This is a genomic window from Apilactobacillus waqarii, assembly GCF_019061205.1.
In the GTDB taxonomy this organism is placed as follows: Bacteria; Bacillota; Bacilli; order Lactobacillales; family Lactobacillaceae; genus Apilactobacillus; species Apilactobacillus waqarii.
The window spans coordinates 1-16,753 of the sequence record NZ_JAHQYH010000005.1 but is presented as its reverse complement, the minus strand read 5'-3'; the positions used below and the strand labels follow the sequence as shown (position 1 = coordinate 16,753).

Sequence of the window (16,753 nt, the reverse complement as noted above, 5' to 3'; positions counted from 1 at the left end):
CCCCCCTAATACTTAACTCGAATCATTCGCGGATTACCGAAGAAGTCTTTACGACTAGTGACTTCGCATCCTGGAATGGATCCGGTAAAAATCTCGGTTACTGCATCAGTTTGTTTAAACCCAATTTCGAGATATAAACTGCCGTGTACAGTGTCCTTCTTTATTTTAATATAATCCGCGATTTTTTGATACATAAATAAGCCATTATTTTTTGCAAACAATGCTTCTTTTGGTTCGTGTTCTATGACACTTTCATCCATATACTTAATTTCATATTCGGAAATATAAGGAGGATTACTAATAATCACGTCATAATCTTCGGTTATTGCGTTAAATAAGTCACTCTCGATGAACCTAACGTTCGTTTTGTTCATTTCATTGTTCAAACCGGCTACCTGTAAGGCTTTTGCGGAGATGTCAGCAGCATCTACCTGCCAGTCTGGATGTTCCTTGCTAATGGAAATAGCAATTGCACCACTTCCAGTTCCCATGTCGAGCACTTTTAGTTTTTTTTGATCAGCAAAATCAGTCAATAGCCACTCTACTAATTCCTCTGTTTCGGGGCGTGGAATTAGGACTCTATCATCGACTTTAAAACGATTACCGTAAAACTCTGTCTCACCGATGATATATTGAGCTGGTTGGCCATTTAGATATTGGTCAATCCAATCAAAGTATCTTTTAACGTCTTCTTGTTTCATTTCGTCACGATAATGCAACAGTAAGTGGGTATTATCGAAACCAAACATCTCCATTAAGAATAGCTTGGCGGTCTCCTCATCTAGATTTTTTTCGGAGATAAGAAAAGAAGCCCTTTTCTGGGCTTCAAAATAAGTCATATTATTCATTCTTTAGTTGCTCCAACTTTTCGGTTTGGTCAGATAGAATCAATGCGTCAATGATATCTTCTAAGTCACCATTCATAACCTTATCCAACTTGTTAACTGTTAAACCAATACGGTGGTCAGTAACACGGTTTTGAGGATAGTTGTAAGTTCTAATTCTTTCTGAACGATCACCAGTACCCACGGCTGATTTTCTTTCAGCGTCATACTTATCTTCTTCTTGTTGTTGGTAATAATCGTATACACGTGACTTCAACACTTGCATTGCCTTAGCACGGTTTTGTTGTTGTGAACGTTCATCTTGCATAGCAACAACAATACCTGTAGGCAAGTGGGTCATTCTAACCGCTGAAGAAGTCTTGTTAACGTGTTGTCCACCGGCACCAGATGCACGGTAAACATCGGTCTTGATGTCTTTTGGATCGATTTCTAAGTCAACGTCTTCTGCTTCCGGCATAACACCAACAGTAGCAGTTGAAGTATGAATACGACCAGCTGATTCGGTTGAAGGAACACGTTGAACACGGTGAGCACCGTTTTCAAACTTCAACTTAGAATATACGTTATCACCTTGAATCATGATGGCGATTTCCTTAAATCCACCAACTTCGGTGTCACTTTCATCAATGATTGATGTCTTCCAGCCTTGACTTTCAGCGTAACGAATGTACATGTTGTATAGGTCGGCAGCAAATAGACTACCTTCATCCCCACCAGCAGCACCATGGATTTCCATGATGATGTTCTTGTCATCATTAGGGTCCTTAGGTAATAGCATAATCTTGATTTGTTCTTCAAGTTCAGCCTTTTGTGGTTCTAGTTCACTAATTTCACTCTTAACCATTTCATTCATGTCATCGTCTAGCTTTTCAGCAAGCATGGCCTTGTCGTCTTCTAGTTGAGAGACTACGTCCTTGTACTTGTTGTAAGCAGCAACAACTTCTCTTAAACTACCTTCTTCTTTAGATAGTTCCATGAAACGTTTTGTATCTGCGATAACTTCTGGGTCACTGATCAATTCGTTTAGTTCATCGTATCGATCAACTACTGATTGCAGCTTTTCAAATATTTCATCCATTAATTATTCCTCACTTTCCCATTTCGTCCAAAGGTGGGTTGAAATAATGCTTACGACATACTGGGTAGTATGATTCATTTCCACCTACTTGAATTTGTTCACCTTCATATACTGGTTGATTGTCATGGAAACGAAGATTCATTGTAGCCTTGCGACCACAGAACCAACAAATAGTCTTCATTTCTTCAATCTTGTCAGCATATAACAATAACGCTTCAGATCCTTCAAACAACTTGTTTTGGAAGTCATTTTTTAGACCAAACGCGATTACTGGAATCGATAGTTCATCGACAATCTTCGCTAATTGTAAGACGTGAGCCTTAGTTAAAAATTGGGCTTCGTCAATTAAGATACAACTAGCATCTGGGTCAATTTCTTTGACCATTTCAAAGCAATCAGAATCCGCTTCAATCACATGTGCACCTCTGCTTAATCCTACTCGGGATGCAACAGTACCTCTTTCTTCCCTTGTGTCCAATGCACTTGTCATGATTACGACTGATTTACCTTGTTCTTCATAATTATGAGCAACTTTGATGATTTCAATGGACTTTCCACTGTTCATTGCCCCGTAGCGATAATATAGTTGTGCCATGATTAAACTCGCTTTCTGTATTTTTTCATTTATTATTATAGCTGATTTATGAATTAATTTCGACAGTTCCAAAGAATTTACATCATTTTACTGAAATAATGCAATTATTCGGTCTATAATAGTAAAGTATGATAAAATTTTGTGTATTAATTAATTAAGGAGTACAAGCAATGTCTATAAGAAGCGAATTTGCGACTTTTGCTGGTAAGTCTTCATACTGGTTTTTACATACCTTTATGAACGGGGGAAGTTCTCTTCCTGGAAAGATTACCACCGCAATTGATCCAGCGATTTTAAAACATCTAGGTCAAAACTATGACATTATTGTGGTTACTGGTACTAACGGAAAAACCCTAACCACTGCACTTACTGTTCAAGTGCTAAAACAAAAATACCAAAACGTTGTTACTAACCCATCTGGTTCAAATATGGAGCAAGGTCTAGTAACTACATTCCTAAAAGCTAAAAACCCTAAGACCAACCGTCCACTTGCTGTCTTGGAAGTTGATGAAGCAAACGTTATTAAACTAACTCAGTACGTTAAACCAATCGCCTTTGTCTTCACTAACATCTTCCGTGATCAAATGGATCGTTATGGTGAAATCTACACTACCTACAAGAAGATTATTGATGGTGTCAAACTAGCTCCAGAAGCTACTATCATTGCTAACGGTGATGCACCAATCTTTAACTCCGTTGATTTACCAAATCCAAAGATTTACTACGGATTCAAGAATCATGATGACAGCGAAAACTTCAAGGCGGAACCAAATACTGATGGTGTCTTATGTCCAGTATGTCAAAACATCTTGCACTACCACTACATCAGTTACGCCAACTTAGGTAACTACTTCTGTGAACACTGTGGCTTCAAGCGCCCAGAACTAACTCATGAATTAACTAAGCTAGGTGCATTAACTCCTAACTCATCTGACTTCACTGTCGATGGCCAAGACCTATCAATCGGTATTGGTGGAGTATACAACATCTACAATGCCCTAGCCGCTTATTCAGTGGGTCGTTTCTTAGACGTTGATCCAAAAGACATCGCTAACGCATTTACTGCCAACGAACGTGTCTTTGGTCGTCAAGAATTAATCGATATCGATGGTAAGGAAACTACATTAGTATTGGTTAAGAACCCTGTTGGTCTAAACCAAGTTATCGATACCATTTCAAAGGAAAAAGATGACTTCTCACTAATCTGTCTACTAAACGCCAACTACGCTGACGGAATTGACACTAGTTGGATTTGGGACGGTGAATTCGAACGTTTCACCAAGATGCCAATCAAGAAGTTCATCACTGGTGGTGAAAGATACAAGGACATTACCTTTAGATTTAAGGTTGCCGGTGTGGATGAAAACATCCATGAAGTTCAACCTAACCTAGAAAAGGTAGTCGAAGAAATCCCTACTCTACCAACTAAGAAGGTTTACATCCTAGCTACCTACACTGCAATGCTTCAATTAAGAAAAGACTTTGCAGAAAAAGGTTACATTAAGGGAGGTATGGAATAATGACCAAAGAATATACATTACACATTGCCCATCTATACGGTGATTTGATGAATACCTACGGTGATTTAGGAAATATCTTAGTTCTTAAATACTATGGAAAGAAAATGGGCATCAACGTTGAATCACAAGTCGTTAGTTTAGACGAAGACTTCAAGTCTGATGACTATGACATCGCCGTATTCGGTGGTGGCCAAGATTTTGAACAAAGCATTGTTTCAAAAGACTTCCAAACTAAAAAAGATGAAATCAAAAAGTTCATCGATTCAGATGGTTGCTTGTTAGCTATCTGTGGTGGTTACCAACTTCTAGGTAAGTACTACATTGATGCTGAAGGAAACAAGATTCCAGGTATCGGCGTATTAGACCACTACACCGAACAACAACATGACAACCGCTTCATCGGTGACATCAAGATTAAAAACAAGGAAACCGGTGAAGTTTACCACGGTTTCGAAAACCACCAAGGTGTTACTTACACTGGAAATGGTGAACGTCCATTAGGTGACGTTGAACAAGGTTACGGTAATAATGGTACCGATCAAGCTGAAGGCGCAATCTTCAAAAACGTTTACTGCACATACTTCCACGGTCCTATTCTAGCTAGAAACAACATCATCGCAAAACACATCTTAATCAAGGCGTTGAAGCGTCGTTACCCTAACGATGACTTCTCTGCTCAAGAAAAGATTGACGTTTCCGAATCATATTGATAAACAAAAAGACGGATACTTTAAGTATCCGTCTTTTTTTATTTGTTTTCGTTTAAATAGGTTTCAATCAAAGGTTTACGACGTTCAATATAATATTCGTTTGGTGATACTGGATGAATGCGGTTGGATAGAAATACCATAGCGTGTTTCTTTTCAGGAATAATCACGATAAAGGTTCCAGTAAAACCAGATTGCCAGATAAATGGCATCCCCTCGTAATTAATTCTTTCAAATCCATAGCTTCGGCCTAAGTCATGCTTAGTCTGATCGGTGTAAAAACCACGGACCGTGTCAGAACTTAGAACTGGATTGTCATCTGGATTCAATACTGATTCCACAAACAACAATAAGTCATCCATATTACTGAATAGTCCGGCTGAACCACAGTCTTCTCCTAATACTTGTGCCTTTGGATCATGAACATGGCCTTGTAACATCCCGTGTTCTTTATCGTATGTGGTTGGTACAGACTTCTTGGCATCAGGATGAAATGAACTGTTTACCATGTGTAATGGTTTTAAGACCATTTCCTCAATTAAAGGTTGAATGGCTTTGCCAGTCACCTGCTTAGCAATTAATCCTAAGAAGATAAAGTTGACATCGGCATAGTGCATTTCATGGTTTAAACCAGCACCCGCTTTCAATCCCAACAAAGCTTTAATTAGTTCATCATGGTCTAGTTGATCACGATGTGGAATGTAGCCCTCAATTCCTGAAGTGTGGGTAATTAGATTACGCACTGTCACTTCTGGATATTGCCATTCTGGTAAATAGTCACTGATTGAATCCTCTAGTGATAGTTTACCGTCTTCGGATAGTTTTAAAATTACCATCGTGGTTCCAACAACCTTGGTCAAGGATGCCATATCATAAATCAAATGACCATCGTCTAAAGGCACCTCTTTAGGAACTAGTTGTTTGTTTCCGATTAAATGACGTTGAGTGCCATCTTCATCGATAAATGCATAGTTAACACCGGGAACAACCCCATCGTCGACTAACTTTTGAATCGCCAATTCCGTCTTATTATATTTCATCGTCTTCATCACCTAATTATAAATTGTTACCAATAAATTGTGAGTTGTATAAGTCAGCATAGAAACCATTTTGTTCCATTAATGACTTGTGGTTACCAGTTTCTTTAATTTGTCCATGGTTCATCACAATAATCTTTTCCGCATTTTGCACAGTTGATAATCTGTGGGCAACAACGAAACTAGTACGTCCTTGAATCAAACGGTCCATTGCGTCTTGGATTAGTGATTCGGTTCTAGTATCAACTGAACTAGTTGCTTCATCCAAGATTAGGATTTCTGGGTTAGCTAGGAATGCACGTGCAATTGTGATTAATTGACGTTGACCTTGAGAAACGTTTGATGCTGCTTCATTTAATACAGTATCGTATCCGTCAGGTAACTTTTCAATGAATTCGTCTGCTTGAGCTTCCTTAGCTGCTTGATATACTTCTTCATCGGTAGCGTTAGCATTACCATACTTGATGTTATCGAAGATGGTACCAGTGAATAACCAGCTATCTTGTAGCACCATTGAGATGTGTGATCTAAGTTCACTACGTGAGTATTCCCGAGTATCAACACCATCTAGCTTGATTGATCCAGAATCGATATCGTAGAAACGTTCTAGCAAGTTGATGATGGTTGTCTTACCAGCACCAGTTGGTCCAACGATAGCGACTGTGGTTCCCTTTGGAACGTCTAGGTTGAAGTCCTTAATTAAAGGAGTGTCTTCAACATATCTGAAGTTAACGTCTTCAAACTTAATCTTGTCGTTAGTTTCTTCATGTGCCAACTTCACATCTGAATCTTGCATTTCAGGTTCATCTAAGACCTTAAAGATACGTTCAGCAGATGCGATAGTTGATTGAATGGTATTCGTTAAGTTAGCTAGGTTGGTGATTGGTTGGTTAAACATGTTGACGTATTGTAGGAATGCTTGAACATTACCTAAAGTAACGGCACCAGCGGCTACCTTAATTCCACCAAAAATGGCTACGAAAACGTAGTTTAGGTTCTTAACGAAGTTCATTAATGGGAACATAAAACTAGATACAAATTGAGCCTTCCATGCGTAGCTGTAGTATTTATCGTTTTGTTCTTCGAATTGCTTGATGGCTTCTTCTTCACGGTTGAAAGTCTTGATGATGGTGTGACCAGCAAAGTTTTCTTCAACTTGACTGTTAACATCACCCAAGTGACTTTGTTGCTTACTGAAGAAACGTTGTGACTTAGGAGCAACTACACCTACAATGATTCCAATCAATGGAAGTGTACAGATAGCAACCAATGTTAGTGAGAAACTAATGGTTAACATCATGTATAGCACACCAAAGAATAGAAGCACACTGGTGATGAATTGCGTTAAGTTGGTTTGAAGCATTGTAGAAATGTTATCCATATCGTTGATCATTCTAGACATGATATCCCCATTGGAATGAGTGTCATAGTATGAGATTGGTAAACGTTCCAGTTTAGCTTTCAAATCCTTTCTCAATTGGTAAACAACCTTTTGAGAAACGTAAGTCATAATGAATTGTTGACCAACGTTGAATAACGCAGCCAAGATATATAATGAAGCAACTGTAATTAGGATATGACCAACCGCTGTAAAATCGATTGGAATTGAAGAAACGTGTAAGCCTTGTTTCTTCATCACAAAGGCCTTCATAACACCCTTGTAAATTTCAGTTGTAGCTTCCCCTAAAATCTTAGGAGTAACAATTTGTAGTACCACAGCAGCAATTGCCATGATTAATGTGAAGATGATTCCTAGCATCCATGGTTTAACATACTTCACTAAGCGCCATGTTGCTGACCAGAAGTTTTCTGCTTTTGCGCCTTTTCCTTTTCCATGATTATGCACGATCGTCATCTCCCTTCTTAATTTGTGAGTCTAAGATAGCACGGTAATATGGGTTATCCTTGGATAGTTCTGCGTGAGTACCTGATCCAACGACCTTACCATTGTTCAATACCAAGATGACATCAGCATCGGCAACTGTTGAGATTCTTTGGGCCACAATCACTGTTACAGCGCTTTGAATCTTTTCATCCTTGTTCAATGCTTGTCTTAATTCGGCATCGGTTTTGAAGTCCAGTGCTGAGAATGAGTCATCAAATACATAAACGTCAGCGTTCTTTAGAATAGTTCTAGCGATTGCTAAACGTTGTTTTTGTCCACCAGAGAAGTTGTCCCCGTTTTGTTCAACACGGGTGTCTAATCCGCCTTCTTCTTTAACGAAGTCAGCTGCCTTAGCAACTTCTAGTGCATGCCAGATTTCATCATCTGTAGCATCTTCATTACCATACATCATGTTTTCTTTAACAGTACCGGTGAATAGGACTGCCTTTTGTTGAGTGATTGAGATTAACTTGTGAAGTTCTTTTTGTGACATATCCTTGATTGGAGTGTCATCAATCTTGATTTCACCATTTGAAACGTCGTATAAACGCGGAATCAAGTTAACTAAACTAGACTTACCAGAACCAGTTTCACCAATAATGGCGACGGTTTGACCGGCCTTAGCTGAGAAGTTAATGTCTTGAAGTGCTAACTTCTTGCTGTCACCGTATCTGAAGTCCACGTGGTCAAATGAAAGACTAGCAGTATCAGATTTTGGTTCAACAGTTTCATCAGCATCAACGATTGAATCGTTAACGTCTAATACTTCGTTGATACGACTTGCAGATGCTTGTGCTCTAGGAATAAATACAAAAAGCATTGAAAGCATCATAAAACTAATCAAGATTTGAGTAGCATAAGTCATAAATGATACCAAGTTACCAACAGCAAGTGAGTTAGTAGAAATCATCTTGGCCCCAAACCATACGATTCCAACGTTGGTTCCACTTAGGATGAAAGTCATAAGTGGGAACATTAAAGAAGTAAGCATGAAGACTCTAATTCCTGTCTTAGCGTACTTGTTGTTGTACTTGTCAAAACGGTCTTGTTCATATTGATCACGGTTAAATGCACGAATAACACGAACACCGGTTAGTCCTTCTCTAAAAACCAAGTTCAATCTATCTGTTTGGCCTTGTAACTTCTTAAATAGAGGTCCGGCAAATGACATGATGACAAATACAGACACTAATAAGACACCTAATGCACATAGGAAGACAACGGTAAGATGTGGACTCTTAACAAAGGCCAATACCATTGCACCTACTAACATAATTGGTGCCATTACCATCATTCTTAATACTTGAATCATTACGTTTTGGATTTGGACAACATCATTGGTATTTCTAGTAATCAATGATGCATCCCCAAACTTATCCAAGTCTTGGTCAGCTAAATAAATAATCTTACGATATAAAGCTGATCTAATTTTCTTACCCATCTTTTGGGATTGGGTGGCAGCAAAGAAGATATTACCCCCTGCTGCTAGTACCCCGATAAACGCAACTCCTAACATCTTAAGACCTTGAGTCCAGATATAGTTAATATCATTTTGAGCGACCCCTTTATCGATTAAGTTAGAAGTAACGGTTGGTAAATACAAGTCACATGAGACTTGTACAACCATAAATAGGACAGCTGCAACAACTGCCCACCATACTAAATACTTCTTAGCAAGTTTTATCATATTTACATTCACTCCGAACGATTTTTTAGTAATTGCCGTTTTAAAATTCAAAAGATTATTATATACTCTACTCGTTGATTTTAAAAGGGATTGCATTACCCTTTTATTAAATACACACAAAGGAGTAATACTATGGGAAGTAATTCTGATGCATTAAGAAACGTCTTGACGTTTGTTAAAAACAATCCTGACAAGGTCATCATTAATAATAATAAGTACAACAACGCCATCCAAATGCTAATTCAAGACGATGTTGCTGTCGGTAATCCTGACCTCTTCTTCCCTAAAAATCGGATTCGTGCTAACCGCATGAATAGATCATTTTTAGAAGAAAACAGTCACCTTTTGGATTACTTCAGTGAAATGACCGATACAAGCTCCATGGCGTTTAACGACGTCTGGATTTCTACCAGTCATATATTAGACCTCGGTAAATATTTCCTTGATTTATCTTTTGAATAATCACATTATACTATAACAAAATTTTTATACTATAAAAAGCAACAACTTGACGTATTTTGTTGCAAATAGTATTATTTTATACTGTTAGTTTAAAAAATGGAGTTATGAAATGAACAGTAAGATTGCCGCGATTATCATCTCAATCTGCGAATTCTTCCTGGTGGCCTTATATATGGCGACCGGAATGGTATACACATTTTCTGATGGTATCGACATTGAAAATGCCGTTATGATCGGCTTACTATTCTTTGTCCTCGCTCTATGCTACTTAATTCAAATTATCTGTAATTTCTTTTTGAGAAGCATACTAGCAAAGGAAGTTTTTTTAGGAATTCTAGTCTTAGTCTTCTTTGCTGCCTGCATGCTTACTCCTGACGTTAATCTTGAATTGGTAGTTATGAATTGGATTGTGATTATCACAAACATTTTAAACGTGATGGATTTAGACTTATTAAAATTTAAGTAGGACATTTTGTCCTACTTTTTTCTTATATTTTCGATAAATAAAACTGGTTATTTGTAAATACTCGTATATAATAGTAGTAATTTAATTAAGGAGTTATCCATTATGAGTAATGAAGCCCTACTGATTATTGATTACACAAACGATTTTGTTGATGACAAAGGAAAGCTAACCGTTGGAAAAACTGGCCAAGTGCTAGTTGATTACATTGTTGATTTAGCCGAAGAATTTCGCCAAGATGGCAAGTGGGTCATCCTACCAACCGACTTGCATCAAGAAAATAACCCCTACCACCCTGAAACCAAGTTGTTTCCACCACACAACTTAAAGGACACCTGGGGCCGTGATTTCTACGGAAAACTAAACGACTGGTACAACGAACACAAAGATGAAGAAAAAGTATACATGTACGACAAGACTAGATACAGTGCCTTTGCCGGAACTGATTTAGATCTTCGTTTACGCGAAAGAAAAATTGATACATTACACCTTGTAGGTGTCTGCACTGATATTTGTGTACTACACACTGCTATTTCCGCATACAACCTAAACTACGACGTGGTTGTGCATGAAAAAGGTGTCGCTGGATTAACTCAAGCTGGTCATGACTTCGCACTAAGTCACTTCAAAAGCAGTCTTGGCGCTACTGTTAAGTAAACAAAAAGAAGCTATCAAACGATAGCTTCTTTTTTATTGGCTTTTTACTTGTGTAACTTGAAGTATTGGCCGTTCTTCTTTAGAAGGTAACCCATACCCTTACCTTGGATACTTGTACCATTCATGTACTTAGCACTCCAAATCTTGATATGTGTCTTAGAATCAATTGGTTCGTTGGTTGATTTTTGCTTTTGTTTGAATAATGAAGGATACTTCTTCTTCAACATTGACAAGAACTTACCACCAAACTTGTATTGGTAATCCTTCTTGCTACTCTTGGTACTTGCAACGTATAGCGCGTTGTTGATTTGGTCTTTCTTGTTCTTAGGTTTCTTACCAAAACCATCGATACGAGTAACAGTAGTTAATTCTTGACCGTTTAAGTCATATAGTTGGTTCATAACGTAGTCGGTTAATGTGTGAACACCTTGAGCATGTAATGCCTTATTGGCGTCGATTAATTGATCAACAGTACCGTACTTAGTTGACTTACCATCCATACCTAAGTTGTAACGATCAGAGAATGCATAACCATTTTCTTCAGTAGTATCAACGAATGATGAATCGTTGTGAACTGGCATGTAGTGACCTGGGAATTCAAAATCAGTGATTCCTAATTCCTTGAATAAACTTGCGTTTTGTGCGATCACAACATCGGTCTTCTTGCTATTATTCTTAGTGATTGGTTGTAATGATGAGAATCCTTCGTAAGCAACGTGTGAATCTAGGGCTGCGTTTGAATGGAATGTCTTACCATCTTTACTCTTCTTGGTTGAAGCTTGAGTTCTAACGTCTTGGTTATCACTTGCCCCTACAGGTACCCAAGTTGATAGGTAACCTGAAACCATTGGGTTGCTTGCACCAAATACTTGAGTGCCATCTAGGTATAGGTAACCATCAGCATCTGTCTTAACAACGTACTTGCTTGCTTCTTGATCATTGTGGAATACAGTCAAACCATCTTTGGTAGTCATTAATTCTGGACGGTATTCTTGGTTCTTGTGGTCTGCACCCATGTAAATCTTGATTGGACTAGTAATTGATACATCTGGGTTGTTTGAAGTTACTGATAAGTATCCAGATAAACGACCTTGTGCACTAGTACTGGTTGGTGTTAAGTCGCCTTTACCAAAACGAACTGAGGTTAAAATGTCGTTTCCTTGCATTCTCATTTGTTGACCACCAGAAACGTACTTAACACGGTCTTTTAGCATGGTAGTAATTGAGTCGAAGTATGGTGACTTGGTAGCCATGTATTGGTCACCTTCTAGATATAAATCACCATAGTAGACACGAGGAACTACATCTTTGTTTGAAAGTAGTAATGAGTATGCTGCTGGAATATTGTATTCTGCATACTTCTTGTTAGTTGCGAATTGATCTTGATCGTAAATCTTGATAGCCTTGTTCAATACTGCCTTGGTAGGAGCATTTGGGTTATCCTTTGAAATATCAGAAATGATGTTAGCAATAAATGTTTGAACACCATCATGAACATTTAGGAATGAGTAGTTTGGAGTAACTTGGTTTTCTGTGTAGTCGTCACCTCTGTTAACCCAGTCATTAGTGATAACTTGGCTAAGTTGACTACGTTTACCTGGAGCTAAGGTGAATGGGTATACTAATGTATTGGTGTTATCCATATCATGGGTTAATCCCTTGTTACCATCTTGAGCAACTGATACACGTGATTCTGGTGCACCATCTTCAAGTAGGTTCAAGTGAGCATTGGCCTTAGCGTCTGATGTCATGTTGAAACGCTTAGTTTGGAAGTTTTCGATTAATTGAGTAATGTCGTAATCCATACTACCAGTAGCATCTTCTCTACCACCATCAAAGTTACCATCTGAACCCTTACCTAGGATTGAACTGATATTCATTAGGTAGTAGAAGTTGTTTAGATCTTCTGCTTGAACAGCTGGGTTTGAATTATCGATATCGTTAGCTAGTAACAATTCGTAGTTCTTGTAGTTGTTCTTCTTTTGCATGGTGTACGCGCGACCTAGCAATCTGTATCTAGAATTAGCATTCTTGGTAGTCTTGCTGTTAACGTACTTGAAGCTTCCACCTTGTAGGTTTCCCCAACCATATACTGGTTTTTCACTCTTAGCATTCCACATGCTTTGAGTCTTGATGAAACTGGTCATGGCATTGCGTAACCATTTAACATGCTTAGTCTTAGTAATGGTCTTTTCAATGTTAGTTTGAATATTTAAAACAGCTTTGGTTAGCTTCTTAGCATTACTCTTAGCAGTGTATTTCTTCTTGTCATTAATATTTAGTGACTTGTTAAAGTAGTTGGCGTAGTTAGCTTTAACAGTCTTAGTTGGCCACCAGTACATTAAGATTGGTCTGAAATCTTTCTTGGTTGATTTTGACCACTTCTTACCATTACGGTAAATCTTCTTTGGTTGGTACCAAGTATCAGCAGTTAGGTAACCATCAATGTTAGTTACGTACTTTTTAGTAAACTTAACTGGAACATTGTATTGATTGAATTGCTTAATTTGACTGTTGTTAAATGATCTAGGCTTGATTAATATAACTTTCTTGTATGTAGTAGTCTTATTAGCACTAGCATTTTGTTCAGTAGTATTTGTATTGTTAGTGTTGTTGCTTGTAGTGTTATCTTTGTTTGTATCACCAGTAGCTACAGTAACGTTATTACTGGTGATTTGGTTAGCGGTGCTATCATTGCCAGTAACTGGCGCTTGAACCGGAGTAGCGTTTGATGCATTCACTGTTTGGTTGTTAGTGTTGGCATCTGTACCGTTTGAATTCGCAGCATTGGTACCAGCTGGGTTATTGTATTCCTTGTCGTTCTTACTGTCAGAATTGTCACTATGAGCACTTGCTTCACCTGTAGTAACAGTTGAAGTAGCTGTGCCACCTTTATCAGTATCACTCTTAGCAGTAGTGTCTGTAGTGCTTGCGCCTTGTTGGGCAGCTGTAGTAGTTGCTGTTGGTTGGACAGTAGCTGGAGCAGTTGTCTTATCAGTCGCAGGTTTAACATCAGCGTGAGCTGTTGTTTGGGTCATGTATAAACCAGTTCCCATGGTGACTGCCACAACGGCGGCAATTACCCATGATTTTCCAGATTTGTACATTCTATAATGTAACTTTGCATCTTGGTTATAATTCATAACTTAAAAACCCCTAACTAAAATTTTATAATTGAAACAAAAGAAATTATATACTTTATATAATTATTTTAAAAGAAAATTTTAAGTTTCGTTTAAGTTTCACGTGATTTTTAAAGTTATTGTAATATAAGAATGCTTATAAATAGGCTATATCATCAATTTCCATTCAAATATTACATATTTGTTACTTTTAAGGAAACCAATGAATCTAGCTTATTAATTTTTAATCTTCATCCATTTTATCGACCGGATTAAATGATCTGATTCAAGCCACTTTAAATAAGAATACGATAAAATATAAACAGCATTTTTAGACAAAGTGTATAATTTTCTATCATAATGGTTAAATCTTTCTAAAAGCATCAATTCCCCACGGTTAAGCCATTTAGCTATTAGAGCGGTGCTGTCACTTTATAAAATTGCCATATACGATGAAGGATTTTTTATTTTCATCTTTCATTCTAAAATCCGACTTTACCTTTCTCTCATATAAAAGTTGTAAAATACGAATATTCCTTTTCAATATAGCTGATAACTACTAAGGGGGAGAAAAATTGAAAAAGAATAACAATAAGACTTTCCGATTACTATGTATATTCGCAAATCTATACCTACTAATCTCTAGTCTAGTATTTGGCCTAATCCTTTTGGAAACCTCCAATCGGATGGAAACTGAGGGATTTTCCCAAATATATAGCTGGTTTTACGTCCTCTCGCTAATTACCCTAGTAATTTGTTTAATTGCACAACTACTCATCATGTTCGTTGAGAATGTGCAGTTAAAAAAGCTAGCCATTTTTGAGATTTTCTTCGTTGTCTTCGAAGTCATTCTCTTCACGTTAGACGTAATTGACTGGCCACTAATGATTAAGACGATCTTAACTGCCTTAATCGTGTTGGTTTTACATATACTATAATCTTCTCTAAGAATCCTTATCTGCCATATGATAAGGATTTTTTCGTAAAAAAAACGCCACTATCAAGTGACGTCTGTGTATTAAATGTTATTTGTTATAAATAATGAGATCAATGCCAATGCGGCTGGCAAACCTTGTGTGATGATAATCTTTTTCTTAGCAGTAAAACCACCAAAAATGGCAGCAACAACCACAAATCCTATAAATAGATATAAGTTAAATGTTGCAATTGATTGAGGTAGAACAAACATCGTCAATAAAATTCCGACACCGATAAAACCATTGTATAGGCCTTGGTTAGCCATGCTAATCTTTGTCTCTGGTGTAAATAGGTATTCCATCGATAGATCAAATGCCCTTTGAGCCATCTTGGTACGACTAAAGAACATTTCTACAATCATGATGAACAATGCTTCAATCGCGACAATTAACGCTAATACATCACTAATAATTTGCAAACTAATCACTCCTTACCCTTCGTTTAACTCGATTCTAACATAATAGAAGCAAATGGTTGGGAATTGGGTGGATTGTTTAGAATTTCTTAAATGAAATAAAAATTATATGCTGATTATATTGCTATTAAACTTGTCTCATCCTTATAAAACCAACGTTTTAACGTGCTATGATTATTTACGTATTTTTCTATGAGGGTGGTAAATAATGCAAAATAATAATGTTAAACCATGGTACAAACTATGGTGGGTATGGGTCATCATATCCGCTTTCTTCTTTCTTTTCTTGATTTGTATAATTGGTTCAAGCGCAAGCAGTGATACATCAACCGATAGCGCGGATACAACTCAAGTATCAAAGGATGACGACAGCGATTCAGATAGTTCAAAAGATGATGATGACAGCGATTCTAACGATACTTCAGATTATGACAGTAATGACGAAAGTACCGATACAAACGATGATAGTTCTTCTACTATTGATGACAGTAGTTCAGACACAAACAGTGATGATTCTGATTCAGATGCAACCACTGATCAACAAAGTGCTCTACAACAAGCTGATTATTACGCTAACGACGCAAACATGTCAAAGGCCAAAATTTATGATCAACTAACTTCTAGTTATGGTGGTAACTTCTCTTCAAGCGATGCTAACTACGCAATCAATCATCTAGATGGTGTTGATTGGAATCAAAATGCCCTAGCAACCGCGCAAAAATATGTTGATGATTATCACATGTCAAAAAGCGAGATTTACAATCAACTAACTTCTAGTTACGGTGAACAATTCACAGCATCACAAGCACAATACGCTATTAATAACTTAAATTAAATAAAAAAGCACCATCACTTAATTGTGACGGTGCTTTTTTATGTACGCTTAGAAACTGAGTATACTGGATTCGAACCAGTAAATTAAGGATTCAGAGTCCTCTGCCTTACCAATTTGGCGAATACTCAATAACTGATTACATATTTAATATTAATACTCAAAATACCCTTATGTCAACGCCTATCAGCATTGACAGTGCTAAAAATGAATAGTAGTATAAATGTATAGTGATTGATTAGTGATATTGCCCGCTGGTCAAACTGGTTTAAGACGTCGCCCTCTCAAGGCGGAGTTACGGGTTCGATCCCCGTGCGGGTGATAATAAAGAAAAAGACAGCCATGATGTGCACCCCAAAAGTTGTACATTATTATATTGTTTTTCCTAGGCGGAAAGTTTCCGGTATTGAACCGGTGACTTTCCGCCTAGTTTTGTTTTAATACGATGATTATTGTAATAATCAATCCAT

At 37.5% G+C, this 16,753-nt stretch carries 15 protein-coding genes and 2 tRNA genes; 7 read left to right on the top strand and 10 right to left on the bottom strand.

Annotation, left to right across the window (positions count from 1 at the left end; all coding sequences use genetic code 11):
• Window positions 1–5: 5 nt before the first annotated feature.
• From prmC to KTJ72_RS04365, 3 genes are read right to left on the bottom strand one after another with little or no spacing between them, the layout of a single operon-like run.
• Window positions 6–848 carry a peptide chain release factor N(5)-glutamine methyltransferase gene (gene prmC, locus KTJ72_RS04375; protein WP_217304219.1) on the bottom strand — a complete coding sequence of 281 codons (843 nt, stop codon included), beginning with the start codon at window positions 846–848 and terminating at the stop codon, window positions 6–8.
• Window positions 841–1,923 (bottom strand): peptide chain release factor 1, encoded by a 1,083-nt coding sequence (gene prfA, locus KTJ72_RS04370; RefSeq protein ID WP_034534741.1) that lies wholly within the window; start codon window positions 1,921–1,923, stop codon window positions 841–843. The genes prmC and prfA overlap by 8 nt, the downstream gene beginning before the upstream one ends.
• Before the next feature lie 10 nt (window positions 1,924–1,933).
• The gene (locus KTJ72_RS04365; protein WP_034534743.1) at window positions 1,934–2,518 is read right to left on the bottom strand and encodes a thymidine kinase; all 585 of its coding nucleotides are present in this window, start codon (window positions 2,516–2,518) and stop codon (window positions 1,934–1,936) included.
• A gap of 170 nt (window positions 2,519–2,688) precedes the next feature.
• On the opposite strand from KTJ72_RS04365, the gene KTJ72_RS04360 reads away from it, so the two are divergent.
• Complete coding sequence (locus KTJ72_RS04360) at window positions 2,689–4,038, top strand: Mur ligase family protein (protein ID WP_041152757.1); 1,350 nt, start codon at window positions 2,689–2,691, stop codon at window positions 4,036–4,038.
• Window positions 4,038–4,748, top strand: coding sequence for a type 1 glutamine amidotransferase (locus KTJ72_RS04355; protein WP_034532051.1), 711 nt, complete (start codon window positions 4,038–4,040; stop codon window positions 4,746–4,748). Before KTJ72_RS04360 ends, KTJ72_RS04355 begins: the two co-directional genes overlap by 1 nt.
• A 38-nt stretch (window positions 4,749–4,786) precedes the next feature.
• Here KTJ72_RS04355 and KTJ72_RS04350 read toward each other — a convergent pair whose 3' ends face one another.
• From KTJ72_RS04350 to KTJ72_RS04340, 3 genes are read right to left on the bottom strand one after another with little or no spacing between them, the layout of a single operon-like run.
• A complete protein-coding gene (locus KTJ72_RS04350; protein ID WP_217304218.1) occupies window positions 4,787–5,785 on the bottom strand; it encodes a serine hydrolase domain-containing protein in 999 nt (332 codons plus the stop codon).
• A gap of 16 nt (window positions 5,786–5,801) precedes the next feature.
• Window positions 5,802–7,637: an ABC transporter ATP-binding protein gene (locus KTJ72_RS04345; RefSeq protein WP_217304217.1), complete on the bottom strand. Its 1,836-nt coding sequence runs from the start codon at window positions 7,635–7,637 to the stop codon at window positions 5,802–5,804.
• Window positions 7,621–9,354, bottom strand: coding sequence for an ABC transporter ATP-binding protein (locus KTJ72_RS04340; RefSeq protein ID WP_217304216.1), 1,734 nt, complete (start codon window positions 9,352–9,354; stop codon window positions 7,621–7,623). Before KTJ72_RS04340 ends, KTJ72_RS04345 begins: the two co-directional genes overlap by 17 nt.
• A gap of 132 nt (window positions 9,355–9,486) precedes the next feature.
• Here KTJ72_RS04340 and KTJ72_RS04335 point away from each other — a divergent pair, with 132 nt between their 5' ends.
• The 3 genes from KTJ72_RS04335 (at window position 9,487) to KTJ72_RS04325 (ending at window position 10,936) form a co-directional block, all read left to right on the top strand.
• On the top strand, window positions 9,487–9,816 hold the full coding sequence (locus KTJ72_RS04335; RefSeq protein WP_041152760.1) for a hypothetical protein: 330 nt from the start codon (window positions 9,487–9,489) through the stop codon (window positions 9,814–9,816).
• A 109-nt stretch (window positions 9,817–9,925) separates the two neighbouring features.
• Window positions 9,926–10,282, top strand: a complete 357-nt coding sequence (locus KTJ72_RS04330) for a hypothetical protein (protein WP_217304215.1) — start codon at window positions 9,926–9,928, stop codon at window positions 10,280–10,282.
• Window positions 10,283–10,381: 99 nt separating this feature from the next.
• Window positions 10,382–10,936, top strand: coding sequence for a cysteine hydrolase family protein (locus KTJ72_RS04325; protein WP_217304241.1), 555 nt, complete (start codon window positions 10,382–10,384; stop codon window positions 10,934–10,936).
• A 44-nt stretch (window positions 10,937–10,980) separates the two neighbouring features.
• Here the strand turns inward: KTJ72_RS04325 and KTJ72_RS04320 are convergent, their stop codons facing one another.
• Together KTJ72_RS04320 and KTJ72_RS04315 are read right to left on the bottom strand one after the other, a co-directional pair.
• Window positions 10,981–14,079 carry a glycoside hydrolase family 70 protein gene (locus tag KTJ72_RS04320; RefSeq protein WP_217304214.1) on the bottom strand — a complete coding sequence of 1,033 codons (3,099 nt, stop codon included), beginning with the start codon at window positions 14,077–14,079 and terminating at the stop codon, window positions 10,981–10,983.
• Between the two features lie 997 nt (window positions 14,080–15,076).
• Window positions 15,077–15,454: a DUF1304 domain-containing protein gene (locus KTJ72_RS04315; protein WP_217304213.1), complete on the bottom strand. Its 378-nt coding sequence runs from the start codon at window positions 15,452–15,454 to the stop codon at window positions 15,077–15,079.
• 205 nt (window positions 15,455–15,659) lie between these two features.
• On the opposite strand from KTJ72_RS04315, the gene KTJ72_RS04310 reads away from it, so the two are divergent.
• Window positions 15,660–16,286, top strand: a complete 627-nt coding sequence (locus tag KTJ72_RS04310; protein ID WP_217304212.1) for an Ltp family lipoprotein — start codon at window positions 15,660–15,662, stop codon at window positions 16,284–16,286.
• A gap of 55 nt (window positions 16,287–16,341) precedes the next feature.
• On the opposite strand, the gene KTJ72_RS04305 is transcribed toward KTJ72_RS04310, so the two are convergent.
• A tRNA-Gln gene (locus KTJ72_RS04305) sits at window positions 16,342–16,414 on the bottom strand.
• Between the two features lie 117 nt (window positions 16,415–16,531).
• Between KTJ72_RS04305 and KTJ72_RS04300 the strand changes: the two genes are divergently transcribed.
• Window positions 16,532–16,605 (top strand) — tRNA-Glu (locus KTJ72_RS04300).
• Between the two features lie 63 nt (window positions 16,606–16,668).
• Here KTJ72_RS04300 and KTJ72_RS07195 read toward each other — a convergent pair.
• Window positions 16,669–16,749 carry an IS3 family transposase gene (locus KTJ72_RS07195; protein WP_225349253.1) on the bottom strand — a complete coding sequence of 27 codons (81 nt, stop codon included), beginning with the start codon at window positions 16,747–16,749 and terminating at the stop codon, window positions 16,669–16,671.
• Window positions 16,750–16,753: the final 4 nt, after the last annotated feature.